The sequence below is a fragment of the Magnetospirillum sp. WYHS-4 genome (assembly GCA_039908345.1).
Taxonomy (GTDB): Bacteria; Pseudomonadota; Alphaproteobacteria; order Rhodospirillales; family GLO-3; genus JAMOBD01.
The window spans coordinates 51,020-75,065 of record JAMOBD010000004.1 but is presented as its reverse complement, the minus strand read 5'-3'; the positions used below and the strand labels follow the sequence as shown (position 1 = coordinate 75,065).

The following is a 24,046-nucleotide window of genomic DNA, read 5'->3' as shown; positions in this document are numbered from 1 at the left end:
ATCACAAGTACTTCGTCAGACTGAGTTGCTTTATCCGGGCGAAGACCTGATAGGAAGCCTCCAGGGCGTTTTCGTTGTCCAGGATGCTGGTCATCACCTCAAGGTCGTCGATGTTCTCGATGCGGGCGGTGCGTTCATCGAGGAAGCTGATGTAGTCGTTCAGCCGGACATTGGTTTCGCTGATCTGGATGGAGTGGAACCCCAGGTCGAGTTCGAGTTGCTCGATGTTGTACTTGTTGGTCCCCGTCTGGTCGGCGGCCCCGTAGGGCGGCGTCCCGGTGTTGGTGATGTTGAGCGCCGCGGTGAGCAGCCAATAGGCCTCGTCGGCCCGGTCGCTGTTCTGGTCCAGGCCGCCATTGGTGCCGTAGACGCCCTGGGCCATGATCCCCATGGCGCGGATCGCCTTCTCGAAGGCGGCATTGGTGGCGTTTATCTCGATGTCCATGCTGGCATTCTGGGTCAGGCGGTGGGAGATCGTCTCGCGGTCCCCCGAATAGTAGCTGTTGACCGACAAGGTTACGCCGGCTTCCGCGCCGCCCGAATCGGCCACATCCTCGGGGACCGCCACGGTGAAGCTGGCCGTGCCGCCGGCCGGCGTCACCGTCCCGGCGAAACTGATGACGGTTCCCGTATTGGCGGTCACGGTCACCGTCTTGCCGTCGTTGACGCCCCCGGTGATGGTCACCAGGGAGCCGACCGGGATGGACGACAAGGTCCCCGCGGTGGCGGCCGTGATGGTGCCGGTATCGTCGGTGCCGTCGTCGGCGGTGCCGCCGTTGTTCCAGACGGTGGTGAGCGCGCCGGTCGTCGCCGCCGTCGTGGTCAGGTCGCTGTCCACGTGGGCGTCGCGGGTCCAAGGATACATGCGGCCGATGCCGTCGTAGGTGGCCTGGAAGCTGGCAAGGGAATCGGCGTTCAGATCCGTTGGCTGGGTCTGGGTGCTGGTCCCGCCGAACAGGAACTGGCCGTTGACTTCCTCGTTGAGGAAGATCTCCATGCTTTTCATGGCTTCGATGGCGCGTTCCTGGATGTTCAGCACGCGCTGTTCGTTGGTCAGCGATCCCCCCTGGAACTCCACCAACTGGGTGCGGAAATCCTGGATGATCTGCTTGATGCCGCCCGATGGCGCTTCCTCGCCGTCCAACTGGATGCCATGGACGATGGCGGTGGTGGTCTGGATGCGGACATCCATCACTTCGTTGACGGTCACGTAGCGGTCGGCCATCCGCCGCTCGTTCTCCATGTTGAGCAGACGCTGGGAATCGAGGGCGATGCCCTGATAGGTCTGCGACTTCTTTTCCGAGGCGACCTGCATCTGCTGGTCGGCCAGCGTGGCCTGCAGCTTCAGGATGCGCGCATTCAACAACTCGTTGGAAGCGCGGGTGGCGATCCGGTCGATGCCCATCGGGTACCTCCTTTCTAGACGGTCCCGTTGTCTACTATACCGCCTGATCCAGGGCGTCGAACATGCTCTGGATCACGGTGATGACGCGCGCGGCGGCGGAATAGGCCTGCTCGTATAGAATAAGCTGCGCCATTTCCTCGTCAAGGTTCACGCCGCTGATGGTGCTGGCCTTGTTGGACAGGCTTTCGGCCAGATTGGTCTGGTACTCGCCGCTGGAACTGTTCTTGTCGGCCAGTTCCGCCGCATAGGAGACGATATTGGCCGAGTACTGGGAGAAGGTGAGCGTCGTCGTCGAAAGCCCGCCGGCGGCATCGAAGGCGTTGGTCGACGTGAGTTGTTCGGCCAGGGCCTGGATGATTTCCTCGTCCGCCGCCGAAGTGAGATATTCGCCGGCGACGCCCCGGTCGGCGTCCCACTGCAAGGCGCCGCGCACCACGCGGGACGGCTGGCTGACGATGTCGTCGCGCACCGTGATGGCGGACGAGACGCGCACGTCGGCGATCTTGAGGTTGGCGCCGCTCAAGGGGTCGTTGCCCGCCGCCGTCCGGTAGATGCTGATTCCGGCCCCGTTCTCGCTGGAGATGCGCAGCCGGTAGCCGGTGCCGTCGGGAACCGCCGCTGCCACCACGTTGATGCCCAGGTTGTTGATCTTGGTCACCACGTCCTCGACGGTGTCGTTGACGGCTATGGTGACCGTCGACGCCATCTGCCCGGTGCTGTCGCGGAAGGCGTAGGTTTGGGCGGTAGAAAACTTGTAGGTACTCGCCAGGCTGTCGGTTTCCCAGATGTTGTCTGTCAGGCCATCGTCGAAGAAGTCGTTCAGGCCGAAGAAGAAGGAAAAGCCGGCGACGGTCTCGTCGGTGACACCGTCGGCATTGACGTCGAAGGTGACCGTCGAGTCCTGGTGGGTACTGCCGGCGACCGACGATGTCTCGTCGCGCAGGCCCAGGTACTTCGTGGTGTCTCCCAGGGTGATGGACAGCTTGCCGTCGGTCCCCACCTCGCAGGTGCTGCCGGCGCCGGCATTGGCCTGCAGCCAAGTCTCGATATCGGCGGCGATGTTGTCGATGGTGTCGGAGGCGCCGCCGATCAGGGTCCGCACCGTGGTGGTCGCCGTCTGGGTGCCGTTGGCGTCGGTCAGTACCAGGCGGGTGTCGGTGGTGCCGCTGAAGGTGAGGGTCGACGTCGTGGAGTCGACAAAGGTACGAGTGCCGGAGAGTTCCTGGGCGCCGGGATAGGCAACGCCGCGATTGTGGATCTGGTTGACGGTGTCGCGCAGTTCCGCGGCGAATTCGTCGAGCTGGCTCTGCAGGCCGGTGAGCACCTCGTCGCGCAGGGTGATGAGCCCCTTGATCTTGCCGTCGCGGATCTCGTTGGTGAGATCGTTCTCCGCGACTTCCGTTCCCACGTATATCCCGCCCAGGTCGCCCTCGGCATGGGTGGAGGTGGCGCTGACGACCGCCGCGGGGTCATGGCTCATGGTCGCCGGGACGTTGTCGACCAGGGTGCGTCCGCCGGAAGTGAAGACGACCACATCGCCGTCGCTGCGGGCGAAGTAGCGGATGTCGACATATCCTGACAGTTCGGTAATCGCCAGATCGCGCTTGTCGCGCAGGTCAGACACATCCAGACCGACTGCCGAATTGCGAATGATCTTGTCGTTCAGGTCGCCGACTTCGGAAATCAGGGAGTTCATGCGCTCGACCGTGTCGCTGATCGCCTTGTCGACTTGCTGGCGCAGTTCCTGGACGTCCTCGCTCATGTCGCGGAGTTGTTCGGTCAGGCGCTGGCCTTGGCGGACCACCTCGCTCTGGTCCGCGGTCTTGTCGGGCTGGGTCGACAGGGTTTCCAGCGCGGCGGCGAATTCCGCCATGGTGTGGGACAGCGAGGTATTGTCCCCCGGCGCCCCGAACAGGTCCTGCAGACGGTCGTAGTAGTCGGTCTGGACGGAATACTGCTCCATGGTGCTGGTCTCCAGGCGCAGGCTCTTCAGCAGGTATTCGTCGACGCGGCGGGTGACTTCGCCGATCTGCACGCCGGCGCCGGTGGCGTTGACCACCCGCTGTTCCATCTGCACGACCTTGCGCGAGTAGCCCTCGGAATTGACGTTGACGATGTTCTGCGACACCGCGTCCAGGGCGCTCTGGTTGACCTGCAGGCCGCTCTGGGTCGTGTGCAGGGCGAGGGTAAGGGTCGCCGACCCTGCCGATGACAACGCCATGTCGAATCTCCTTCGCGGAGCCCCTGGGTTACAGGGACTGGTTGATGGTCACTGCCGGTCCACGGGGGGCGGAGCGGCGACCGCTTTTTCGCATGGCGATGGAACCGGACGCCGCGTAGGTGCCGGCTCCGGTATCCACGGACTTCACGGCCATGGCGAAGGATTCCATCACCCGGCGGCCGACCGTGATGGCCATCTTCAGGAGACGGGCGTTCTCCGCCATCAGTTCCTCCATGCGCCGGGCCAGCAAGCGCAACCGCTCGCGCAGGTCCTCGTCGGCGCCGGCCAGGGAGGACGGGGCGTCGCGCAGGCCCTTGATACCGACCTCGTAGGCGCGCGCCAGCTTGGTCTTCTCCTCCAGCATGGCCTTGACCTCGCCGGGACGATGGGCCTTGAGAGCCGCGTTTTCCCTTTCCAGCAGGTCGGCCAAATGGCCGGTGATGACGATCATGTCCTGTACCTTTTCATTGGCGTCCATGGCTGTTCTCCTGCATCCGCACCATCTGTTCCAGTACCGCATCGGCGATTCCGACGCCGCCGCGCTTCGAGATCGCCTTGGCGTATTCGTCGACCTGCATGCTCTTCCACATCTGTTCGGCATGGCCGCCGCCGAAGGGTTCCTCGGCGTCCAGATTCTCGAACATGGGCTTCAGCGACTCGGCAAGGAAGAAGGTCTCGAAATCCTGCGCCGTCTTGCGGGCCTTTTCGAGAGTCATCTTCTGGGCCACGGACGGCGCCCCTTGGCGGCTGCGGTCCAGGGCGTTGCGGGCCTCGGCGGCGAAATTCATGTCGGCCATCACATCACCTCGATTTCAGCCTGCAGGGCGCCCGCTGCCTTGATGGCCTGCAGGATGGTGATCATGTCGCGCGGACCGATGCCCAGGGCGTTCAGGCCGTTGACCAAGTCCTGCAGGTTGACCCCGCCGTCCAGCACCGCCAGCCGCTTGTCGGCGCCTTCGTCGATCTGGATGTCGGTGCGCTGAACGGTCGTGGTGGTGCCGGCCTGGGCGAAGGGGCCGGGCTGCGAGACCTGCGGAGTCTCGGTGATGCGGATGGTCAGGTTGCCCTGGGCGATGGCGACCGTCGAGATGCGCACGTTCTCGCCCATGACGATGGTGCCGCTGTGTTCATCGATGACCACGCGGGCCAACTGGTCGGGTTCGACCTTGAGCTGTTCGATATCGGTGATCAGGGCGACCAGATTGCTGCGATAGTGTTCGGGAACCCGGATGCTCACCGTCGACAGGTCGTTGGGCACCGAGGCCGGCACGCCCAGGAAGGCGTTGATCGCCTGGGAAACGCGCCGGGCGGTGGTGAAGTCGGGGTTGCGCAGGTTCAGCTTCACCATCTGCATGTCGGACATCTTGAAGGGAACCTCGCGCTCGACGATGGCCCCACTGGCGATGCGGGCGTTGGTCGGCACGCCCTTGGTGACCGTCTCGGCCTGACCGGTGGCCTTGAAGCCGCTGACCGCGACCTGGCCCTGGGCGACCGCATAGACCTCGCCGTCCGCGCCCATCAGGGGGGTGACCAGCAGGGTGCCGCCCAAAAGGCTCTTGGCATCGCCGAGCGCGCTGACGGTCACGTCGATGCGCGCACCCTGGCGGGCGAAGGCGGGTAGCTTGGCGGTGACCATCACCGCTGCGACGTTCTTGGAATCCAGTCCGCCGTCGGTGGGCTTGACGCCCAGGCGGTTCAGCATGGCTTGCAGGCTCTGCTTGGTGAAATGGCCGGTCTTCAGGGTATCGCCGGTGCCGTCCAGGCCCACCACCAAGCCGTAGCCGACCAGTTGGTTCTCGCGCACGCCTTCGATGTCGACGATGTCCTTGAGCCGCGAGGCGGCCTGGGCGGCGGCGGCCGTCAGCAGCAGGACGGCGAGGAGAAGCGAGGCGGTCAAGGTCTGGCGTGGTGTCCCGAACATGGCTTTGAGCTTTCTTTTCCGTTCTTTCCGGATGGCCCGGAGAGGTTCGTCCGGCCCAAGCGGTGCGATTTCCATGCCAAGCGAAGCGAGGCGATAACCAGTTGACCAGAAAAGGTTTTACACCTGGTTAACCATATGGGGGGCACCCCATGGCCGGCAAAGGGGGGAGGGATGGCGGGCAGAACTTGCCGGGTAGGAAGCGGAAACGTAAAAGGCCGGCCCCGCCGGGACCGGCCCATGGACTGGGAGTCCGGGCTTCCCTACTTGAGCGCCTTCGCGTCCTGCATCATTTCGTCCATGGTCTTGAAGGCGGTGGCGGACGAGTTGTAGGCCGTCTGGGTCAGCATCAACTTGGTGAACTGGTCGGCCAAGTCGACATTGGACAGTTCGTGGGCGTTGGGGGTGAAGGAGGCCCGCCCGTCGGACGAAGCGGCGAAGACCGTGGCGTCGCCGGAATCCTCGGTCACCTTGAAGGTCATGCCCGGCATGGCCTGGAGCTGGTCCGGATTGACGAAGGAAGCCAGGGCGACCTTGTAGACCCTGCGGTGTGAATCGTCTTCGAAGGTACCCACCACATGGCCTTCGGTATCGAAGTTGATACCTGTCATGTCGGCCGCGACATAGCCGTCCTTCCAGTAGCTGACCGGATTGTAGGCGCCGGCATACTGGGTGCACTCGGACAGGTCCAGGCTGACCAGGCTGGTGGCGCCGTCCGACCAGGCGATATCAATGGAGAAGGGGCTGCCGGCGGTGAGTTGGCCGAAGGAATCGAAGGTCATGGTCGTCGCCACCGAATTCACGGTGTCCAGCGCGTTCCCGGTGGATGCGCTCGCCGTCCATTGGTTGACCGTCGCATCCTTGGTGAAGGTCATGGCGACCGAACGCTTATCGCCTTCCGAATCGAAGATGTCGACGTTGTAGGTGAAAGTGCCGCCGGTATCGTCTGCGGCGTCCAGGTTGATGTTGAGGCGGGCCTCGGTGCTGGCCATGCCGGTATCGGTGAAGGCGAACTGATCCACCCGGAGGGCGGTCAGGCTGCCTGTATCGCTGAAGGTTCCGTCGGCATCCGGTTCCCAGCCCATCACGTAGTAGCCGTTCTTGTCGACCAGATAGCCCGTGCTGACGTTTATCGTACTGCCGTCGTCGGCGGTGGCCGAGGACGTACCGTTGATCTTGGTCTCGAAGGCGCCGTCGCGGCTGTAGTAGGTGGTCCCCGACCCGTCGACATCCGTGTTGAGGATGAAGAATCCGTCGCCGTTGATCGCCAGGTCCAGGTTGTTGTCCGTGGCGGTGATAAGGCCCTGGGTGCTGATGCGCATGTAGTCCTTGGGCCGCGTCCCGTTGATGTCGGACTGGACGTTGCCGGACTTGCGTTCCTCGCTGTAGCCGGTCGAGCGGTAGCTGTCGCTGAGCACCGTCTCGAAGCGCACGTCGGTCCGTTTGTAGCCGCCCGTGTTGACGTTGGCGACGTTGTTGCCGATCACGTCCAGGGCATAGGCTTGGCTCTGCATGCCGTAGGTGGGGATGGAGAAGCCGCCGTAGATGGTCATGGTATCCCTCCTGCCTACCGCACCAGATCGCGGGCGGTGAGCGTCGTCTCGTCCACCGTCCGGAAGACCCGGGACGAGGCGTTGTAGGCCGTCTGCGTCATAATCATGCGAGTGAACTGTTCGCTGATGTCGACGTTGGAAAATTCGACGGTACCCGGATTGAGCACCGATTCGCCGTCCGCGCCGGGCAGGACTACCGTGGCAAAGCCCGAGGCGTCGGTTTCGGCGAAGGTCATGCCGTTCTTCGCTTCCAGGCCATCGGGGTTGGAGAACACGGCCAAGGGCAGGCGATAGAGGGCGCGGTGGGTATCGTCCTCGAAGGAGCCGACGATATGGCCGGTGGCATCGAACTTGAACCCTACCATGTCGCCCGCCGCGTAGCCGTTCTTGATATAGGAGACCGGGTTGTAGAGGCCGCCGAACTGGGTCATCTCCGAAATGTCGAGGCTCACGTCGCTGGTGGCGCCATCGTCCCAGGTCACCGTGTAGGTCAGTGGCGAGGTGCTGGTCAGCGCGCCGTAGGTGTCGAAGGTCAGCGTGTTGGTGGTGGTCGCCAGGGTGTAGTCGATGTCGGCCGTATCGGTGGCGCTGGTCCCCAGAAGGGGCGTCCGCTCGTCCAGGATCAACTGCGAGCCGTCCGCCGAGACCGACCCGATCCGGTAGATGCCGTCGTTGTCGCCCGATCCGGAAATGGTGATGTATTCCTGCCCCGCCGGGAAGAAGCCGGCGACGGTCGCGCCCCCGCCGGCGGCGCGAGCGGTCAGGGTGCCGTTGAGGGCATCGAAGACCATTTCCGTCGCCGCGCCGGCGCCGCTGGTCAGCGGCGTCGTGTTCGTCGTGCCCGGCGTCAAACTATGGTCGGTGGCCGAAGGCACGACCAAGTCCATTTCCCAGGTGTTGACCGCGTTCTGCTTGGTGAACTGGAATTGCAGGGTTCGCCGGGCGCCGTTGGAATCGTAGACATCCACGTCGTAGGTGTATTCGTCTCCCAAGGGAGCGACGGCATCGAGGTTCAGGTTGAGGCTGGCGTCGGTGGTGCCCTGGCCGGCGTTGTTGAAGGCATAGGTATCGACCCGGATGGCCGAGGTGGCGCCGGTGGTGGTGAAGGTGCCGTCGGCATTCGCCGCCCATCCCTGGACATAGTAGCCGTTCTTGTCGGTCAGGTAGCCGGTGGGCACGGTGATGGTGCTGCCGTCTTCGGCGGTGGTGGTGGTGGTGCCGGTGACCGTGACGTCGAAGCTGCCGTCACGGGTGTAGAGGGTCTCGCCCGAACCGTCGAGGGCCGTGTTCAGGACGAAGAAGCCCCGGCCGCTGATCGACACGTCGTGATCGCGGTCCGTCGCCTGGGTAAGGCCCGAAAGGCTGATCCGCATCACGTCGTCGGGTTTGACGCCGCCGTAGGCTTGGCCGCCGGCGCTGGTCCGGCCGATCAGGGAGGAGAAGTTCACATCCGTGCGCTTGTGGCCGCCGCTGCGCATGTTGGCAATATTGTCGCCCAGGACGTTCAACGCATGACTCTGGGCTTTCATGCCCAGGGTGCTGGCGTTGAAGGCTCCATACATGCTCATCGCAACCTCCTTTGCGGTCACCTGTCTTCAAGCAAGAGGGATGCCAGTCGATCTTTCCGGCAACCCGTTGAAATAACGTCGTTCCAGCATGGCGCCAGGCGGCCGCTTTTGCCGCCCGGCCGGCACCGCCGGGCAAATCCTGCCCAGCGCCTCGGGCCGGAAGACCCTGTCGAAAACAATTGGAATGGAGATGCTGAGGAGCCGCAAGATCGGTCGCGGCGAAGGCGGGGGCATCCATGGCGTCGTGCAGGATGCGGACCACGAAGATGCCCGACACCTCGATCGGATAGTAGATCCGGTCGCCGGCTCTTTCCTTCCCCGGGCCTTTCCTCGGCCGTTGACCTACGAGGCGGAGTCGTTAAACTGTGGACCCGAGGGAGGCGCCGATCCCCTTTCCCCTGGGCCGCCGTAGGGGTTTGCGCCGCTGGGCTCCCTGCCGAACGAGTGACCCGATCCGGGGCGATTCGCCCCCTTCATGCCTGGGAGAGCCCCTTGTCCGACGTCCTGCGCACCCCGCTGCACGCCCTTCATGTGGAACTGGGGGCCCGCATGACGCCTTTCGCCGGCTACGACATGCCGCTGCAGTACGCGGGCATCATCGCCGAGCATCGGCATTGCCGGGCGCGGGCCGCCCTGTTCGACGTCTCCCACATGGGCCAGGCCGAACTGACCGGCCCGGACGCCGCCGCCGCCCTGGAAACCCTGGTGCCCGGCGACCTGCTGGGCTTGGCCGACGGGGCCATCCGCTACACCCTGTTCACCAACGAGGCGGGCGGAATCCTGGACGACCTGATGGTCACCCGCCGGGGCGACGGTCTGTTCCTGGTGGTCAACGCCGCCTGCAAGGATCAGGACTTCGCCCACATGGCGCACCGGCTGGAAGGGCGGGCGACGCTGAAGATCCTGTCCGACCGCGCCCTGCTGGCCCTGCAGGGGCCGGAAGCGGCCACGGTGCTGGGCCGCTTGGCGCCCGAGGCCATCCCGATGGGTTTCATGACCGCCCGCGACCTGACTGTGGACGGAATCCCCTGCCAAGTGTCGCGTTCCGGCTACACGGGCGAGGACGGCTACGAGATTTCGGTGCCGGCCGACAGGGCCGAAGCCCTGGCCCGCCGCCTGCTGGCCCAGCCCGAGGTGGCCCCGGTGGGCCTGGGCGCCCGCGACACCTTGCGCCTGGAGGCGGGGCTCTGCCTCTACGGCTCCGACATCGACACCACGACGACTCCCATCGAGGCGGCGCTCGCCTGGACCATCGGCAAGCGGCGGCGGGAACAGGGCGGCTTTCCCGGTGCCGCGGTCATCCTGGACCAGTTGAAGACCGGCCCCGCCCGCAAGCGGGTGGGTCTGCGCCCCGAAGGCAAGGCCCCGGCCCGCGCCCATACCGAGGTCACCGACGCGGCAGGGCGCCGGATCGGCGAGATCACCAGCGGCGGCTACGGCCCCACCGTGGGCGGCCCCGTCGCCATGGGCTACGTCGAGACCGGAGCGGCCGGAGATGGAAGCGAAGTCCGGTTCGTGGTGCGGGGCAGCGCCCTGCCCGGACGCGTCGTCAAGCTGCCGTTCGCGCCGCACCGTTATCATAGAGCCTGAGCAAGGAGGGTCCGGACCATGATCCGCTTCACCAAGGAACACGAATGGATCCGCGTCGACGGCAAGGTCGGCACGGTCGGCATCACCGACTACGCCCAGGGCCAGTTGGGCGACGTGGTCTTCGTCGAGGTCGGCTCGGTCGGCAAGTCGCTGAAGCAAGGAGATGAGGCCGCTGTCGTCGAATCGGTCAAGGCGGCCAGCGAGGTCTACGCGCCGGTCTCCGGCCGGGTCCTGGAAGGCAATCCGGCCCTGGCCGATGATCCTGCCAAGGTCAACGCCGATCCGCTCGGGGGGGGCTGGTTCTTCAAGATCGAACTGGCCAATCCTGCCGAACTGGACGGCATGATGGACGAACCCGCCTACCAGGCCTACGTCGGAACCCTCTGATGCGCTACCTGCCTTTGACCGGCGCCGATCGCGCCGCAATGCTGGGCGCCATCGGCGCGGCCGGCGTGGATGACCTGTTTTGCGACGTCCCGGCCGCCGCACGCCTGGCCGGGCCCCTCGACCTGCCGGCCCACCAGGGCGAGATGGAAGTCGAACGGGCCTTCGCCACCCTGGCCCAGAAGAACCTGACGCCGGCCTGCGCCCCCAGCTTCCTGGGCGCCGGGGCCTATCGCCACCACATCCCGGCGGCGGTGGACCATCTGATCCAGCGGGGCGAGTTCCTCACCTCCTATACGCCCTATCAACCCGAGGTCTCCCAGGGGACCCTGCAGTACCTGTTCGAGTTCCAGACCCAGGTGGCCCTGCTGACCGGCATGGAGGTCGCCAACGCCTCGCTCTACGATGGCGCCACCGCTTGCGCCGAAGCGATGACCATGGCGGCACGCATCGCCAAGCGGAACAAGGTCGTCGTTTCCGGCGGCCTGCATCCCCACTGGCGCGAGACGATGGCGACCAACGGCCGCTTCATCGGCCTCGTCCTCGATGCCGCCCCGCCCGACTGGCAGGGCGCCGAGGACCTGGCGGGGCGCATCGACGAGACCACCGCCTGCGTGGTGGTGCAGTATCCTTCCTTCTTCGGCCACATCCGCGACTATGCGGCCCTGGCCGAAGCCTGCCACGCCCGGGGAGCGCTGCTGGTGGTGGCGGTGGCCGAGATCGTCGCCCTGGGGGCCTTGGAACCGCCGGGCGCCATGGGCGCCGACATCGTGGTCGCCGAGGGCCAGTCGCTGGGCAATCCCTTGAACTTCGGCGGTCCTTACGTGGGCCTGATGGCGACCCGGGAATCCTATGTGCGCCAGATGCCCGGCCGCCTGGTCGGCCAGACGGCGGACTCCGACGGCCGGCGCGGCTACGTGCTGACGCTGTCCACCCGCGAACAGCACATCCGGCGCGAGAAGGCGACCAGCAACATCTGCACCAACTCGGGGCTTTGCGCGCTCGCCTTCACCATGCACCTGACCCTCCTGGGCGAAGCGGGCCTGGCCCGCCTGGCCCGCCTGAACCATGCCGCCGCCATCGCCCTGGCCGACCGGCTGGCGGCCGTGCCGGGCGTCCAGGTGGTCAACCGGACCTTCTTCAACGAATTCACCCTCCGCCTGCCCAGGCCCGCGGCGCCGGCGGTCGAGGCCCTGGCGGCCAGGGGAATCCTGGGCGGCGTGCCCGTGTCCCGTCTGCTGCCCGGCCTGGACGACCTGCTGCTGGTGGCCGCCACGGAAACCAATTCGGAAGCCGACATGGACGCCTTCGCCGCCGCCTTGAAGGAGGTGCTGTGATGCCCGGAACTTTGACCGGCAACCGCGGCCTCCAGATGGAAGAGCCGCTGATCTTCGAGCAAGGCCACGAAGGCCGCACCGGAGTCGACCTGCCCGAGCCGCCCGCCATCGCCGACCGCTTAGGCGGCAAGGCCCGCAAGGCCCCCGTCGGCCTGCCCGGCCTGTCCGAGCCGCAGGCGGTGCGCCATTACACCCGCCTGTCGCAGAAGAACTATGCCATCGATGCCGGCTTCTATCCGCTGGGGTCCTGCACCATGAAGCACAACCCGCGGATGGGCGAGAAGCTGGCCCGCCTGCCGGGCCTCGCCCAGCTTCATCCCCTGCAGCCGCAAAGCACCGTACAGGGCGCCTTGGAACTGTTGGAGACCGGGGCGCGCTGGCTGGCGGCGATCGTGGGCCTGCCCGGCCTCTGCCTGTCGCCGGCGGCCGGCGCGCATGGCGAACTGGCCGGCCTGATGACCATCCGCGCCGCGCAGGAAGCGCGCGGCGACGCCCGCCGCCGGGTGCTGGTGCCGGAATCGGCCCACGGCACCAATCCGTCCAGCGCCCATCTTTGCGGCTACGGCATCCAGTCGATTCCGGCCAACGCGCGGGGCCGCGTCGACCTGGCCGCCCTGAAGGCCGAACTGGACGAAGGGGTGGCCGCCATCATGGTCACCAATCCCAACACCTGCGGCCTGTTCGAAGACGAGATCCTGGAAATCGCCGCGGCCACCCATGGGGCCGGCGCCTTCTTCTATTGCGACGGCGCCAACATGAACGCCATCGTCGGCAAGGTGCGGCCGGGCGACCTGGGCGTCGACTGCATGCACCTCAATCTGCATAAGACCTTCTCGACGCCTCACGGCGGCGGCGGTCCGGGGGCCGGACCGGTGGCGCTGTCGGCCGAACTGGCGCCCTTCGCGCCGCTGCCCCACGTGGTGCGCCAAGCGGACGGCAGTTATCGCCTGATCGAGCGGGCGGAAGACGCCGCCGGCGCGCCGCTCGGCCGGGTGAAGGGCTTTCACGGCCAGTTCGGGGTGATCGTCCGCGCGCTCGCCTACATGATGAGCATGGGCGGCGACGGCCTGAAGCAGGTGGCGGAAGACGCGGTGCTGAACGCCAACTACCTGCTGGCGCTGCTGAAAGACGACCTGTCGCCGTCCTTCGCGGGGCCCTGCATGCACGAGGCCCTGTTCGACGACCGGTTCCTCAAGGACACCGGAGTTTCCACCCTCGATTTCGCCAAGGCGTTGATCGACGAGGGCTTCCATCCCATGACCATGTACTTCCCCCTGGTGGTGCACGGCGCCCTGCTGATGGAGCCTACCGAGACCGAGACCAAGGAAGGCATCGACCAGTTCGCCGGGGTGGTGAAGGAACTGGCCCGCCGCGCCAGGAAGGGCGAGACTCAGGCCTTCAAGGATTCCCCCCGCCTGGCGCCCCGCCGCCGCCTGGACGAAATCGCCGCCGCGAGGAATCCGGTGCTGCGGTGGCGGGAAGCGGCAGGTTAGATATCTGCGTTCCGGCCATGAACGGACAACCCGGCGGCTGGCGGTTCTGGATCGACCGGGGCGGTACCTTCACCGACGCCATCTGGCGCCGGCCCGACGGCCGCTTCGGGGAGGCGTTGCGATGAAGCGGAACGACTTGGTCGGCAGTGCCATTTTCCTCGCCATCTATCTTTTGGCCGCCGGCATCGGTTCCTCGCCGGCCGCGCCGTGGAGCCTGTTGCCCGCCCTGGTTCTGGCCGCAACGCATCGCCTGGGCACGATGGTCCTGCCCATCGCCTTGGCGGCCCCCTTCCTGGCGAACTTGGTCGGGCTGGGAGGAGCCTCGGCGGAAGGGGCCTTGCAGGCCCTGTCGTTCGGTGCCGCGGGACTCGCGATGCGGCGCCGCCGCTTCAACGGCGGCCTCGACCGCCCTCGCGACGTGCTGACGCTGTTTGGAATCGTCGCGAGCGCCTCCGCATTGGCGGCGCTTGCCCAGGGCCTCTTTCTCCTGCCGGCGGACCGCATGGCGGCCATGACGGGCCTGTTCTTTTCCCAGACGGTGGCCGGAGTAGCGGTGTTCCCGCTGATCCCGATCCTCCTGCGCCAGGGCATCGCCCCCTGGCGGAGATGGCCGTCCCTGGAGACGGTGGCCCAGGTAGCCAGCCTGGTGTTGCTCGGATGGGAAGTCTTCGGCCAATTCGTCAACGAGGAGATCCGCTTCTTCTACCTGCTGTTCCTGCCTTTCGCCTGGATCGCCGCTCGTCACGGCGTGGCAGGTGCCGCAGCCGCCTTGGCTGCAACTTTCGTCGGATTGATGGTGTCCCATCTGATCGTCGTGCACCGGGCTGATGCGATCATCGAACTGCAGGTGCGGATGCTCGCCCTGGCGGCCACCGGCCTTGCCCTGGGTGCCATCGTCAGCGAGCGACGGGCCACCGAGGAGAAGTTGAAGGCCCGCCAGACCGAACTGGCCCATGTGCTCCGGCTGAACATTGGCTGGGAGATGGCCTCCGGTCTTGCTCACGAACTCAATCAACCCCTGACCGCGGCTATGAGTTATGGCGAGGCGGGCCTGCGGCTGTTGGGCGGCGCCAAGCCCAACACCGACAAGGCCGTCGTCGCGTTCACCAAGGGCCTGGACCAAATCGAGCAAGCCGGGGATATCATTCGCCGCCTGCGGGATTTCATGAAGAAGGGCGATATCCGGGTCGAGACGGTGGCGGTGGAGGAACTGGTAGACGACGCGATCCGTCTGGCCGGCGCCGAGATCACGGCCAGTGGCGTGGTCATCCACGCCCTGGTGCCGCCGGCCCTGCCTCGGGTACTCTGCGACAAGACCCAGATCGTCCAGGTGATCCTCAACCTGCTGCGCAATGCCCACCAGGCGATCCTGGGATCGGGTGTCGCCGGTGGAATGATCGAGGTCTCGGCGGCACCGGCCGGCGACCGGATCGAATTCGGCCTGCGCGACAATGGTCCCGGAATCGCTCCGGAAATCCTGCCGCATCTCTTCAAACCCTTCGTCACCACCAAGGCGGCCGGCATGGGACTGGGGTTGTCGCTGAGCAAGTCAATAATCGAGGCCCATGACGGACGCCTTTGGGCCGAATCCAACCCGCACCGCGGGGCTATCTTCAAGTTCACACTGCCGCAGGCGGAAGGAAAGGAAGATTGACATGCCGGCCGAGGAGATGATCTTCGTCATCGACGACAACGAGGCGGTCCGCGACGCCCTGGACATGCAACTGAGCGCAGCCGGCTACTTGGTGTCCACTTTCGCGTCGGCGCTGGCTTTCCTGGAAGCCTACGAGCCGGCTTGGCGAGGCTGCATCGTCGCCGACGTCCGCATGCCGGGCATGAGTGGCATCGAACTCCAGCATGAACTGGCCCGGCGCGGCATTCCCCTGCCAGTGGTCATCATCACCGGACATGCCGACGTTCCCATGGCGGTGGCGGCGTTGAAGGCGGGCGCCGTCGATTTCATCGAGAAGCCTTTCCGCGACGAGGTGCTGATAGCCAGCCTTGGGGATGCCCTGGCCCGCGGCCCCGCCACCCTGGCACGCTTCTCGTCGCAGGGTGCGCGTTTCACCGCCTTGACGGCGCGTGAGCGGGAAATCCTGGACCTGCTGGTCGCCGGCCATTCCAGCAAGGCCATCGGCGCCATCCTGGACATCAGTCCGCGCACCGTGGACGTCCATCGTGCCCACATCATGGACAAGGCCAAGGCGAACAGCATCGTCGATCTGGTGCGACTGGCTTGCGAGACGGAGTAAGCAAATCTACCAATATCGGCCTCGGGCCCGACGAGTCCAGACTCAGGGACATGCAAGCCCAGCTCCGCGAGGACCGATGACGATACCGCTGCTGCCCAGGGCCGGCTCCCCCGGCCTTGACCTCCCCTCCCTCAATTTCCGCATGCCCTTTCCCGCTTGGTTGCCGCTGGTCGGCCGCCGTACCCTGGCGGCCGACGCCGTGGCCGGGCTGACCGGCGCCGTCGTCGCCCTACCTCAAGGCGTCGCCTTCGCTACCATCGCCGGCATGCCTCCCGAATATGGGCTCTACGCCGGCATCGTGCCGGCCATCATCGCCGCGCTCTGCGGATCGTCCTGGCACTTGGTTTCCGGACCGACGACCGCAGCTTCCATCGTGCTGCTCTCGGCTCTCAGCCCGTTTGCCGAACCGGGCAGCGCCCACTATGTCCAACTCGCTCTGACACTAACCTTCATGGTCGGCCTACTGCAGTTGACGATGGGTGCCTTCCGCCTTGGAACGCTGGTCGATTTCATTTCCCATTCGGTGGTGATCGGCTTCACTGCCGGCGCCGCGGTGTTGATCGCCGCCAACCAAGTGACGAACTTCTTCGGCTTACCTATTCCGCGTGGGAGCCATTTTCACGAAGTGGTGGTCCACCTAGTCACCCGCATCCCCGAGATCGATCCGGCAATCACCGGAGTGGCGCTCCTTACCCTTTTGACCGGCGTGCTGGTGAAACGCTTCGTGCCTAAGATTCCCTACATGATCGTGGCGATCCTGGCTGGCAGCGGCGCCGCCTATGCCGCCAACCGGCTGGGCGCTTCGGTTCCGGCCATCGGTGCCCTGCCGTCCGCGCTGCCGCCCCTGTCGGCGCCGTCCTTGTCGTTCGATACCTTTCGGCAGTTGGCGCCCGGCGCGCTGGCCATGACTCTCTTCGCCCTGACCGAGGCGGTATCTATCTCCCGAGCGCTCGCGGTACGTAGCGGCCAGCAGATCAACGGCAACCGAGAATTCATCGGCCAGGGACTGTCGAATATCGTAGGAAGCTTCTTTTCCGCCTACGTGGCCACCGGCTCGTTCAATCGCAGCGGGCTCAACTATCAGGCCGGCGCAAAGACGCCGCTGGCCGCCGTGTTCGCCGGCCTGTTGCTGGCGGTGGCCGTTGTGCTGCTTACCCCCCTCGCAGCCTATCTTCCCACCGCAGCAATGGCCGGCGTTCTTTTCCTTGTAGCCTGGGGCCTAATCGACTTTCATCACATCCGCCAGATACTGAAAAGCAGCCGCGCCGAGACGGCGATCCTCGCCGTGACTTTCTTCGGCGCCATCCTCGCCGAACTGGAGGTCGCCATCCTGGCTGGCGTCATCCTGTCCTTGCTGCTTTACCTCAATCGCACCTCGCGCCCGCAGATCTTGGCGCGCGTTCCCGATCCGGCCAATCCAAAGCGCAAGTTCACCACCGACCCGCTGCTGCCTGAATGCCCGCAGATCAAGATCGTCCGTCTCGACGGCTCCCTGTTCTTCGGAGCGGTGCCTTATGTTCTTGCGCGCCTGAGAAGCGTTGATCCGGGGCAGAAGCATTTGGCGATGGTGGCGTCGGGAATCAACTTCATCGATATCGCCGGCGCCGAGGCCCTTGTCCAGGAAGCCCGGCGGCGACGCGACGCGGGCGGCGGACTCTATCTGATCGGACTCAAGGAAGCGGCCCGCCATTCCCTGCACCGCGGCGGGCATCTCGAAGAAATCGGGGACAACAACGCATTCCGTTCGAAAACCGAGGCTCTGGCCGCCATCCAGGCCCGCTTCGAGCGGAGCATCTGCAAGACCTGTGATCGCAGTGTGTTTCTTGAATGCGATGCCCTGCGCGGCTGCATCGCTTGTCCTTCCAACGCCGCCGAGGGGGCGGGGACCCGATGAAGGTCTATCGACGCATCCTGGCGGCCATCGATATCGACCGGTTCGGAAGCGACGTGGCGCGCGAGGCCGCCAAGTTGGCCCGCGCCCAGGGAGCTGCCTTGGCCCTGGCCCATGTCATCGACTACGGCCGTGGGCTGGACTGCGACCACGCCCCCTTCCTGACACCGGACGAGACGGAAAAAAGGCTGCGTGCCGAGGTCAATCTCCGCATGGCGCAGTTGGCTTTGGGACTGGGGATTCCGGACGCCTCCCGCCTCATCGCCTGTGGCCGGCCTTGCCAGGAGGTCTTCACCTTGGCGCTCGGTTGGCAACCCGAACTCATCGTGGTTGGCGATCGAGCGGCCCATGGTCTGGGTGAAGGCGGTACCTTCTTCGCCGCCAACGCCTTCTCCCGGGTGCGAGCCGACATCAGGGTGATTCCCCAGCCCCGGCAACGGGCCCTTCGGGAAATGCTGGACCTACTTGCCTGGCCGACACGAGTGATCGATCCCAGGACTTCCTGAGCGTCAATCCGCTGCGAGACTCGCGAATCCCCACCACAACATCTTGTGAAACCTTGACCGGAGTCGGGCCCGCCGTTAGACTCGGCCGAGATTCGGTTAAATGGTGGGATTCTGTGAGTCATCGGAGGTTCCGGCGGTTCGGCAAAGGTTTGGCGGTCGGCGCGGCCGTGTGCCTGCATGCGCTGGCGGCATCGGCCGAACTGGTGCTGATGGACGAACTGACCGGCCTGCTCAAGACCCATCCCCAGATCCAGGCCGCCGAGAAATCCCGCGCCGCCCAGAACAAGGCCGTCGACAGGGCCGAATCCAAGTTCTGGCCGACCGTGTCCGCCACCGGCGACGCCGGTCCCGAGTATGTCAGCAATCCTACCACCCGCACGGACGCCCAGCTCGACAGGGAATGGCGGCGGACCCGCAATGTGGCGGGAGTGACGGTGAGCAAGAACCTGTTCGACGGCGGCGTGGTGGCATCGGCCGTCAAATCGGCACGCCTGAACCACGAGGTCGCCGACCTGACACTGGAAGCGACCCGGCAGGCCACCCTTTTCGAAGGCACCAACGCCTATATCAACGTTCTTCGGCAACGCCGGCTGATCCAGCTTTCGCGCCAAGCCGAGGACAACGTCCAGAAGCAGCTCCAGTTGGAAGACGAACGAGTGCAGCGCGGTTCGGGCGTCGCGGTGGACGTCCTGGAAGCCAAGCGCCGGTTGCAGACCGCCAAGGAGCGCCGGGTCACCTACGAAGGCGCTCTGGCCGATGCCGTCAGCAAGTACAATCAGATATTCGCCCATTCTCCCGATGTCGAGGCGATGGTCGACCCGACGCCGCCCATCGAACTGCTGCCGTCGGACCTCGACAAGGCCATCGAAATCGCCTTGAGGGAGAACCCGGCGGTGGATAACGCCGCGGTGGCTGTCGAAGTGGCGCGCGAGGCCCGCGAAGTGGTGGACGCCCAGTACCTGCCGACTATCGATCTGGTGGGCAAGGCCAATTACGAGAAGCATAAGAACGCCACCCTGGGGACAAGGCGCGACTATTTCGTCGGCGTCCAGGCCACCTGGGACATGTTCACGGGCTTTTCGACCCAACATGCGGCGAGCCAGGCGGCTTTCAGCTACGGGGCCAGCAAGGACACGGCCCTGCACATGGGCCGCAAGGTGACCGAACAGACGCGGCTGGCATGGCAGGCCCTGCTGACCGCCCGCGAACGCGTCCAGTTGCTGGAAAATGCGGTCAACATCGCCCACGAAGTCTGGATTTCACGCCAGAAGCTGCGCGAGTCGGGCAAGGAGACCGTGATCAACGTGCTGGACGCCGAGAACGAAGTCAGCAACGCTCAGATCAACTACACGGCCGCCGCCTACGACGAACGCGTCGCCGTGTTCCAGGTCCTGCTGGCCATGGGCCGCCTCAGTCCCCGTTTCCTCGGCATCGTCGAATAGTCGGACCGTCACCCGGCCAACACCGCCCCCAGCAGGAGCCAGCCGAAATAGCGGTTGGACTTGAATTTGTCGAGGCAGTCGCGAGGATCGTCGGTGTCGACCTTGGCGGCCTGCCAACCCAAATGAAGGCCGGCCACGGCGAGACCCAGGTAGAAGGGCCAAGCGAGGCCGGCCAAGCCTCCGGCCAGCCCGAAGAAGGCGAGCGCCGCACCGTAGAAACCGTACAGCCAAGTCCGGGTCGCGGCGCCCAGGCGTAGCGCGGTGGACTTCACGCCGATCAGGATGTCGTCTTCCTTGTCCTGGTGGGCGTAGATGGTGTCGTAGCCCAGCGTCCAGAAGATGCCGCCCGCATAGAGCGCCAGGGCCGGCCAGTCCAGTTCGCCCCGCACCGCAGCCCAGCCCAGCAGGGCGCCCCAGTTGAAGGCCAGCCCCAGCACCGCCTGCGGCCAGTAGGTGACGCGCTTCATCAAGGGATAGACGGCGATCAGCACCAGGGACGAGCCGCCGACCATGATGGCGATCGGATTGAATTGAAGCAGCACCGCCAAGCCGACGGAACATAGGACGACCAGGAACAGCAAGGCCTGGAATACCGTCACCTCGCCGGCCGGAATGGGGCGGGTGGCGGTGCGGGCCACCCGGCCGTCCACGTCGCGGTCGGCGATGTCGTTGACCGTGCAACCGGCGCCGCGCATGACCAGCGCCCCCAAGGCGAACAGGCCGAACAGCCGCAGGTCGGGGCGGCCGTCGGCAGCCAGGGCCAAACTCCACCAGCCGGGGAAAAGCAGCAGCCAGGTGCCGATGGGCCTATCGACGCGCGCCAAGCGCAGATAGGGCCGCAGGGGACGCGGCACCAGGCGGTCCACCCAGTGGCCGCTTGGAATATCGCTCGCCGCACTCTTGACCGCTTCCGTCATGGCTGAACTAATACCATCCATGGCTTCCGACACCAAGGCACGGCTGTTCGTCTCCGCCCCGCTGGCCGAAGGCGCCGAAATCGCGCCCGCGCCCAACCAGGCGCATTACCTCGCCCACGTCCTGCGTCTCGCCACCGGAGACGCCGTCGCCCTGTTCAACGGCCGCGACGGCGAATGGCGGGCGACCGCCATTTCGTTCGGCAAGAACAAAGCGCTGTTGCGGGTCGAGACCCAGTTTCGGCCCCAGGTTTCCGAGCCCGACATCTGGCTGGCCTTCGCGCCGCTCAAGAAGGATCGCACCGACTTCCTGGTGGAAAAGGCGACCGAATTGGGCGTCGCCCGCCTGCTGCCGGTCTTCACCCGCCATACCGCCGCCGGACGGGTGAACCGGGACCGCCTGGCGGCGCAGGCCGTGGAAGCGGCGGAACAATGCGAACGCTTGTCGGTGCCCGATGTGGCGGAGCCGTGCTCCCTTGATCGGCTCCTGGAATCCTGGCCGCCGAGCCGGCTGCTTTTCGTCTCCGACGAAACGGGCGGCGGCGGCCCCTTGGCCGACGCCCTGGCGGCGCGGCCGGACTTGGCTTCCTGGGGCTTGCTGGTCGGGCCGGAAGGGGGATTCGCCACGATGGAGCTTGACGGGTTGGCCCGTTATTCCCTTGTTGTCAAGATCGGCCTGGGGCCGCGCATCCTGCGCGCCGAAACGGCGGCCCTGGCGGCCCTGGCCATCGGTCAGGCCTTCCGGGGCGATTGGACGAAGAAGCCAAGGAGCTAGAACCATGTCGGGTGTCGTCGAGGGCCAGAGCGAGATCGTCGCCTCCAAGCGGACGCTGGTCGAATACATGGAGGCCGGCTGCAAGCCGCCCGAAGCCTGGCGCATCGGCACCGAGCATGAGAAGTTCGCCTACCGCCTGGAGGATCTGCGGCCGCTGGACTACGAGGGCGGGCGGGGCATCCGCGCGCTGCTGACGGGGCTTTCCCGCTTTGGCTGGCAGCCCATCCTCGAAGGCGGGAACGTCATCGCCTTGAAGGACGCCGGGGGCGGTTTCGTATCTCTGGAACCGGCCGGACAGGTGGAACTGTCGGGTGCCCCCGTCCAGGACATCCACGAGACCTGCACCGAGTTGCAGGAACACCTGCGCCAAGTGAAGATCCTGGCCGGCGAGATGGGCATCGGCTTTTTGGGGCTGGGCTATCAGCCCAAGTGGCCCTTGGCCGAAATGCCCTGGATGCCCAAGGGCCGCTACAAGATCATGCGGGACTACATGCCCAAGGTGGGCGGCAAGGGGCTGGAGATGATGCAGGCCACCTGCACCGTGCAGGTCAACCTGGACTTTTCCAGCGAGGCCACCATGGTACAGATGTTCCGCGTCTCGCTGGCACTGCAGCCCATCGCCACCGCGTTGTGGGCCAATTCGCCCTTCAAGGAGGGCAAGCCGTCGGGGTTCCTCAGCTACCGCAGCCACGTCTGGACCGACACGGACGGGGCGCGTAGCGGCATCCCCGCCTTCGTCTTCGAGGACGGGTTCGGCTTCGAGCGCTACGTGGACTACGCCCTCGACGTGCCCATGTACTTCGTCTACCGGGACGGACGCTACATCGACGCCTCCGGCCAGTCGTTCCGCGACTTCATGGACGCCAGGCTTCCCGCCTTGGCGGGCGAACGGCCGACCCTGGCCGACTGGGCCAACCACCTGAGCACCCTGTTCCCCGAGGTGCGGCTCAAGCGCTATCTGGAAATGCGGGGCGCCGACGGCGGGCCCTGGAACCGGCTTTGCGCCTTGTCGGCCTTCTGGACCGGGCTGCTCTACGACCCGGTGTCGCGGGATGCCGCCTGGCAGATGGTCAAGGACTGGACTCCGGCCGAAATCCAGGAGTTGCGCCGGGAAGTGCCCTATCTGGCGCTCAACACGCCCTTTCGCGGCACTTCGGTGGGCGACATCGCCATCGACGTGTTGGAATTGGCCCACCGCGGGCTTTGCCACCGCAAGCGCTTCGACGCCTTGGGACGGGACGAGACCCATTTTCTCAATCCCCTGTTCCAGATCGCCGATTCCGGCTTCACCCTGGCCGAGGAGCTGCTGTTCGCCTACGAACGGCGCTGGAAGGGCAGCGTCGATCCGGTATTCCGCGAATATGCCTACTGACCTGCCGACCATCCCGCTGATCGAGGTCGGCCGCGCCGGCCCCATCCTGCTCATCGAGGAGGAGCCGGAACGGCTGGAGGAGCTGCTGGACGGCGCCCGCAAGCTTTATACCGAGCCTCTGCTGCGCCTGGGCGACCACCTCGCCAGACGCTGGTTCGCCAAGGCCGCCACGCCCTACGTGCCGGAGATCGCCGCCGTCGCCGAACTGGCGGCGCCGGTCGGGGCCTGGGCGCTGAACTTCAGCTTCGAATGGGCCTGCACCACCGGCGTTGTCGCCGACCCCTGCGGTGTCGGCAACCGGCTTCTCCGCACCCTCGACTGGCCGCTGGACGGCCTGGGCCGCAGCTTGGTGGTGGCCGGCATGGAGGGCACGGCGGGTCGCTTCCTGTCGGTCACTTGGCCCGGATATGCCGGGGTGTTGACGGCCATGGCGCCCGGCCGCTTCTCCGCCGCCATCAACGTGCCGCCCATGCGTCGCCTGACCTTCGTCAAGCCGGCCGACTGGCTGCTCAATCGGCTGCGGGTGCTGTCGCGCCGCGAACAGCCACCCAGTCACCTGCTGCGCCAGGTTTGCGAGACCTGCGCCGCCTACGACGACGCCCGCGACATGCTGATGTCCACCCCGGTCTGCGCCCCCGTCTTCTATACCTTGAGCGGCCGGGAGCCGGGCGAATGCTGCGTGATCGAACGAACCGAGGACGAAGCCTGGGTCCACGACGGACCGGGCAGCATCGCCAATCGCTGGCTGAAATGGCCGCAAGCCGGCCACGACCGCGGCTGGGACAGCCCCGGCCGCTTGGCGCGGATGGAAGCCTGTCGGACGAACGGGGCCCCCGACGGCTTCGACTGGGTCTCCCCGCCCATTCTCAACCCCACCACCCGCCTGGCCGCGGTTGCCAACGCGGCACTTGGAACCCTGCGGGTGCGGGGCTACGAGAAGGATGGGACCGCCACCAAGGACTTCGCCACCGGATGAAGCCGCCCGAGACGGCGAACCCAGCGGTTCCGGCCGGCCCATCGCGGAAATTCGTGCAAATAGGGTTCAGCGCCAACCCCGGTCACGGTTCCGGCCGTGCTCCCGCCGGCTTCGGTCGTCCCGGCGGTCCGGTGCGGCATAGGGGTTCCGAGACCTTGCGGGGACGTCATAGGCATGAGCCGGGTTCGGTGCCTGCACGACGACCGGATAATAGGTGGGGCTGGGCGGCGCGGCGTAAGCCGGCTGGGCGGGATAGCCGGAAACGCCGCCGTAAGGGCCGGCGCCGTACATGGCATCCGCGAGGCCAGCCAGATCGTTCATGGTGCAGGCCGACAAACCCAAGCTTCCCAGGCCGATAAGCATCGCGATCCTGGTATGGCGGAACGGCTTCGACATTTTCTCCTCCCCTCCGGCGGGCTTGCCGGTCGGGGACGATATGACCTCGCCAT

Annotated in this window: 21 protein-coding genes; 12 read left to right on the top strand and 9 right to left on the bottom strand. The window is 66.0% G+C overall.

Annotated features, from left to right (window positions below; all coding sequences use genetic code 11):
- Position 1 precedes the first annotated feature (1 nt).
- From H7841_02910 to H7841_02880, 7 genes are all read right to left on the bottom strand, one after another.
- Positions 2 to 1,405: a hypothetical protein gene (locus tag H7841_02910; protein MEO5335834.1), complete on the bottom strand. Its 1,404-nt coding sequence runs from the start codon at positions 1,403 to 1,405 to the stop codon at positions 2 to 4.
- Between the two features lie 34 nt (positions 1,406 to 1,439).
- On the bottom strand, positions 1,440 to 3,626 hold the full coding sequence (gene flgK, locus H7841_02905; protein ID MEO5335833.1) for a flagellar hook-associated protein FlgK: 2,187 nt from the start codon (positions 3,624 to 3,626) through the stop codon (positions 1,440 to 1,442).
- 28 nt (positions 3,627 to 3,654) lie between these two features.
- A complete protein-coding gene (locus tag H7841_02900) occupies positions 3,655 to 4,104 on the bottom strand; it encodes a hypothetical protein (GenBank protein ID MEO5335832.1) in 450 nt (149 codons plus the stop codon).
- Positions 4,091 to 4,423, bottom strand: coding sequence for a rod-binding protein (locus H7841_02895; GenBank protein MEO5335831.1), 333 nt, complete (start codon positions 4,421 to 4,423; stop codon positions 4,091 to 4,093). The genes H7841_02900 and H7841_02895 overlap by 14 nt, the downstream gene beginning before the upstream one ends.
- Complete coding sequence (locus H7841_02890; GenBank protein ID MEO5335830.1) at positions 4,423 to 5,547, bottom strand: flagellar basal body P-ring protein FlgI; 1,125 nt, start codon at positions 5,545 to 5,547, stop codon at positions 4,423 to 4,425. Before H7841_02890 ends, H7841_02895 begins: the two co-directional genes overlap by 1 nt.
- A gap of 260 nt (positions 5,548 to 5,807) precedes the next feature.
- Positions 5,808 to 7,097, bottom strand: a complete 1,290-nt coding sequence (locus H7841_02885) for a flagellar hook-basal body complex protein (GenBank protein MEO5335829.1) — start codon at positions 7,095 to 7,097, stop codon at positions 5,808 to 5,810.
- 14 nt (positions 7,098 to 7,111) lie between these two features.
- Positions 7,112 to 8,665, bottom strand: a complete 1,554-nt coding sequence (locus H7841_02880) for a flagellar hook-basal body complex protein (GenBank protein MEO5335828.1) — start codon at positions 8,663 to 8,665, stop codon at positions 7,112 to 7,114.
- A 549-nt stretch (positions 8,666 to 9,214) separates the two neighbouring features.
- Here H7841_02880 and gcvT point away from each other — a divergent pair.
- The 9 genes from gcvT (at position 9,215) to H7841_02835 (ending at position 19,560) form a co-directional block, all read left to right on the top strand.
- Positions 9,215 to 10,255, top strand: coding sequence for a glycine cleavage system aminomethyltransferase GcvT (gcvT, locus tag H7841_02875; GenBank protein ID MEO5335827.1), 1,041 nt, complete (start codon positions 9,215 to 9,217; stop codon positions 10,253 to 10,255).
- An 18-nt stretch (positions 10,256 to 10,273) separates the two neighbouring features.
- On the top strand, positions 10,274 to 10,642 hold the full coding sequence (gene gcvH, locus H7841_02870; GenBank protein ID MEO5335826.1) for a glycine cleavage system protein GcvH: 369 nt from the start codon (positions 10,274 to 10,276) through the stop codon (positions 10,640 to 10,642).
- Positions 10,642 to 11,976, top strand: coding sequence for an aminomethyl-transferring glycine dehydrogenase subunit GcvPA (gene gcvPA, locus H7841_02865; protein MEO5335825.1), 1,335 nt, complete (start codon positions 10,642 to 10,644; stop codon positions 11,974 to 11,976). Before gcvH ends, gcvPA begins: the two co-directional genes overlap by 1 nt.
- Positions 11,976 to 13,469, top strand: coding sequence for an aminomethyl-transferring glycine dehydrogenase subunit GcvPB (gene gcvPB / locus H7841_02860; GenBank protein ID MEO5335824.1), 1,494 nt, complete (start codon positions 11,976 to 11,978; stop codon positions 13,467 to 13,469). Before gcvPA ends, gcvPB begins: the two co-directional genes overlap by 1 nt.
- Before the next feature lie 121 nt (positions 13,470 to 13,590).
- Complete coding sequence (locus H7841_02855; GenBank protein MEO5335823.1) at positions 13,591 to 15,123, top strand: ATP-binding protein; 1,533 nt, start codon at positions 13,591 to 13,593, stop codon at positions 15,121 to 15,123.
- Position 15,124: 1 nt separating this feature from the next.
- A complete protein-coding gene (locus H7841_02850; GenBank protein MEO5335822.1) occupies positions 15,125 to 15,721 on the top strand; it encodes a response regulator in 597 nt (198 codons plus the stop codon).
- A gap of 76 nt (positions 15,722 to 15,797) precedes the next feature.
- Positions 15,798 to 17,615 carry a SulP family inorganic anion transporter gene (locus H7841_02845; protein MEO5335821.1) on the top strand — a complete coding sequence of 606 codons (1,818 nt, stop codon included), beginning with the start codon at positions 15,798 to 15,800 and terminating at the stop codon, positions 17,613 to 17,615.
- A complete protein-coding gene (locus H7841_02840; protein MEO5335820.1) occupies positions 17,612 to 18,118 on the top strand; it encodes a universal stress protein in 507 nt (168 codons plus the stop codon). The genes H7841_02845 and H7841_02840 overlap by 4 nt, the downstream gene beginning before the upstream one ends.
- Positions 18,119 to 18,285: 167 nt before the next feature.
- On the top strand, positions 18,286 to 19,560 hold the full coding sequence (locus H7841_02835; GenBank protein ID MEO5335819.1) for a TolC family outer membrane protein: 1,275 nt from the start codon (positions 18,286 to 18,288) through the stop codon (positions 19,558 to 19,560).
- An 8-nt stretch (positions 19,561 to 19,568) separates the two neighbouring features.
- On the opposite strand, the gene ubiA is transcribed toward H7841_02835, so the two are convergent.
- A complete protein-coding gene (gene ubiA / locus H7841_02830) occupies positions 19,569 to 20,477 on the bottom strand; it encodes a 4-hydroxybenzoate octaprenyltransferase (protein MEO5335818.1) in 909 nt (302 codons plus the stop codon).
- Between the two features lie 19 nt (positions 20,478 to 20,496).
- Between ubiA and H7841_02825 the strand changes: the two genes are divergently transcribed.
- The 3 genes from H7841_02825 to H7841_02815 are packed head-to-tail and all read left to right on the top strand — an operon-like array spanning position 20,497 to position 23,597.
- Positions 20,497 to 21,249, top strand: a complete 753-nt coding sequence (locus H7841_02825; protein MEO5335817.1) for a 16S rRNA (uracil(1498)-N(3))-methyltransferase — start codon at positions 20,497 to 20,499, stop codon at positions 21,247 to 21,249.
- Positions 21,250 to 21,253: 4 nt separating this feature from the next.
- The gene (locus H7841_02820) at positions 21,254 to 22,621 is read left to right on the top strand and encodes a glutamate--cysteine ligase (GenBank protein MEO5335816.1); all 1,368 of its coding nucleotides are present in this window, start codon (positions 21,254 to 21,256) and stop codon (positions 22,619 to 22,621) included.
- Complete coding sequence (locus tag H7841_02815) at positions 22,611 to 23,597, top strand: hypothetical protein (protein ID MEO5335815.1); 987 nt, start codon at positions 22,611 to 22,613, stop codon at positions 23,595 to 23,597. Before H7841_02820 ends, H7841_02815 begins: the two co-directional genes overlap by 11 nt.
- Positions 23,598 to 23,663: 66 nt before the next feature.
- Here the strand turns inward: H7841_02815 and H7841_02810 are convergent, their stop codons facing one another.
- Positions 23,664 to 23,993, bottom strand: a complete 330-nt coding sequence (locus H7841_02810) for a hypothetical protein (GenBank protein MEO5335814.1) — start codon at positions 23,991 to 23,993, stop codon at positions 23,664 to 23,666.
- Between the last annotated feature and the right edge of the window lie 53 nt (positions 23,994 to 24,046).

Excerpts from the sequence above, each read along its gene's own strand:
- gcvPA (MEO5335825.1), top strand. The coding sequence starts at position 10,642 with ATGCGCTACCTGCCTTTGACCGGCGCCGATCGCGCCGCAATGCTGGGC.
- H7841_02845 (MEO5335821.1), top strand. The coding sequence starts at position 15,798 with ATGACGATACCGCTGCTGCCCAGGGCCGGCTCCCCCGGCCTTGACCTC.
- H7841_02815 (MEO5335815.1), top strand. The coding sequence starts at position 22,611 with ATGCCTACTGACCTGCCGACCATCCCGCTGATCGAGGTCGGCCGCGCC.
- flgK (MEO5335833.1), bottom strand. The coding sequence starts at position 3,626 with ATGGCGTTGTCATCGGCAGGGTCGGCGACCCTTACCCTCGCCCTGCAC.
- H7841_02850 (MEO5335822.1), top strand. The coding sequence starts at position 15,125 with ATGCCGGCCGAGGAGATGATCTTCGTCATCGACGACAACGAGGCGGTC.
- ubiA (MEO5335818.1), bottom strand. The coding sequence starts at position 20,477 with ATGACGGAAGCGGTCAAGAGTGCGGCGAGCGATATTCCAAGCGGCCAC.
- gcvPB (MEO5335824.1), top strand. The coding sequence starts at position 11,976 with ATGCCCGGAACTTTGACCGGCAACCGCGGCCTCCAGATGGAAGAGCCG.
- H7841_02885 (MEO5335829.1), bottom strand. The coding sequence starts at position 7,097 with ATGACCATCTACGGCGGCTTCTCCATCCCCACCTACGGCATGCAGAGC.
- H7841_02900 (MEO5335832.1), bottom strand. The coding sequence starts at position 4,104 with ATGGACGCCAATGAAAAGGTACAGGACATGATCGTCATCACCGGCCAT.
- H7841_02880 (MEO5335828.1), bottom strand. The coding sequence starts at position 8,665 with ATGAGCATGTATGGAGCCTTCAACGCCAGCACCCTGGGCATGAAAGCC.
- H7841_02810 (MEO5335814.1), bottom strand. The coding sequence starts at position 23,993 with ATGTCGAAGCCGTTCCGCCATACCAGGATCGCGATGCTTATCGGCCTG.
- gcvH (MEO5335826.1), top strand. The coding sequence starts at position 10,274 with ATGATCCGCTTCACCAAGGAACACGAATGGATCCGCGTCGACGGCAAG.
- H7841_02820 (MEO5335816.1), top strand. The coding sequence starts at position 21,254 with ATGTCGGGTGTCGTCGAGGGCCAGAGCGAGATCGTCGCCTCCAAGCGG.
- H7841_02825 (MEO5335817.1), top strand. The coding sequence starts at position 20,497 with ATGGCTTCCGACACCAAGGCACGGCTGTTCGTCTCCGCCCCGCTGGCC.
- H7841_02910 (MEO5335834.1), bottom strand. The coding sequence starts at position 1,405 with ATGGGCATCGACCGGATCGCCACCCGCGCTTCCAACGAGTTGTTGAAT.
- H7841_02840 (MEO5335820.1), top strand. The coding sequence starts at position 17,612 with ATGAAGGTCTATCGACGCATCCTGGCGGCCATCGATATCGACCGGTTC.
- H7841_02895 (MEO5335831.1), bottom strand. The coding sequence starts at position 4,423 with ATGGCCGACATGAATTTCGCCGCCGAGGCCCGCAACGCCCTGGACCGC.
- gcvT (MEO5335827.1), top strand. The coding sequence starts at position 9,215 with ATGACGCCTTTCGCCGGCTACGACATGCCGCTGCAGTACGCGGGCATC.
- H7841_02855 (MEO5335823.1), top strand. The coding sequence starts at position 13,591 with ATGAAGCGGAACGACTTGGTCGGCAGTGCCATTTTCCTCGCCATCTAT.
- H7841_02890 (MEO5335830.1), bottom strand. The coding sequence starts at position 5,547 with ATGTTCGGGACACCACGCCAGACCTTGACCGCCTCGCTTCTCCTCGCC.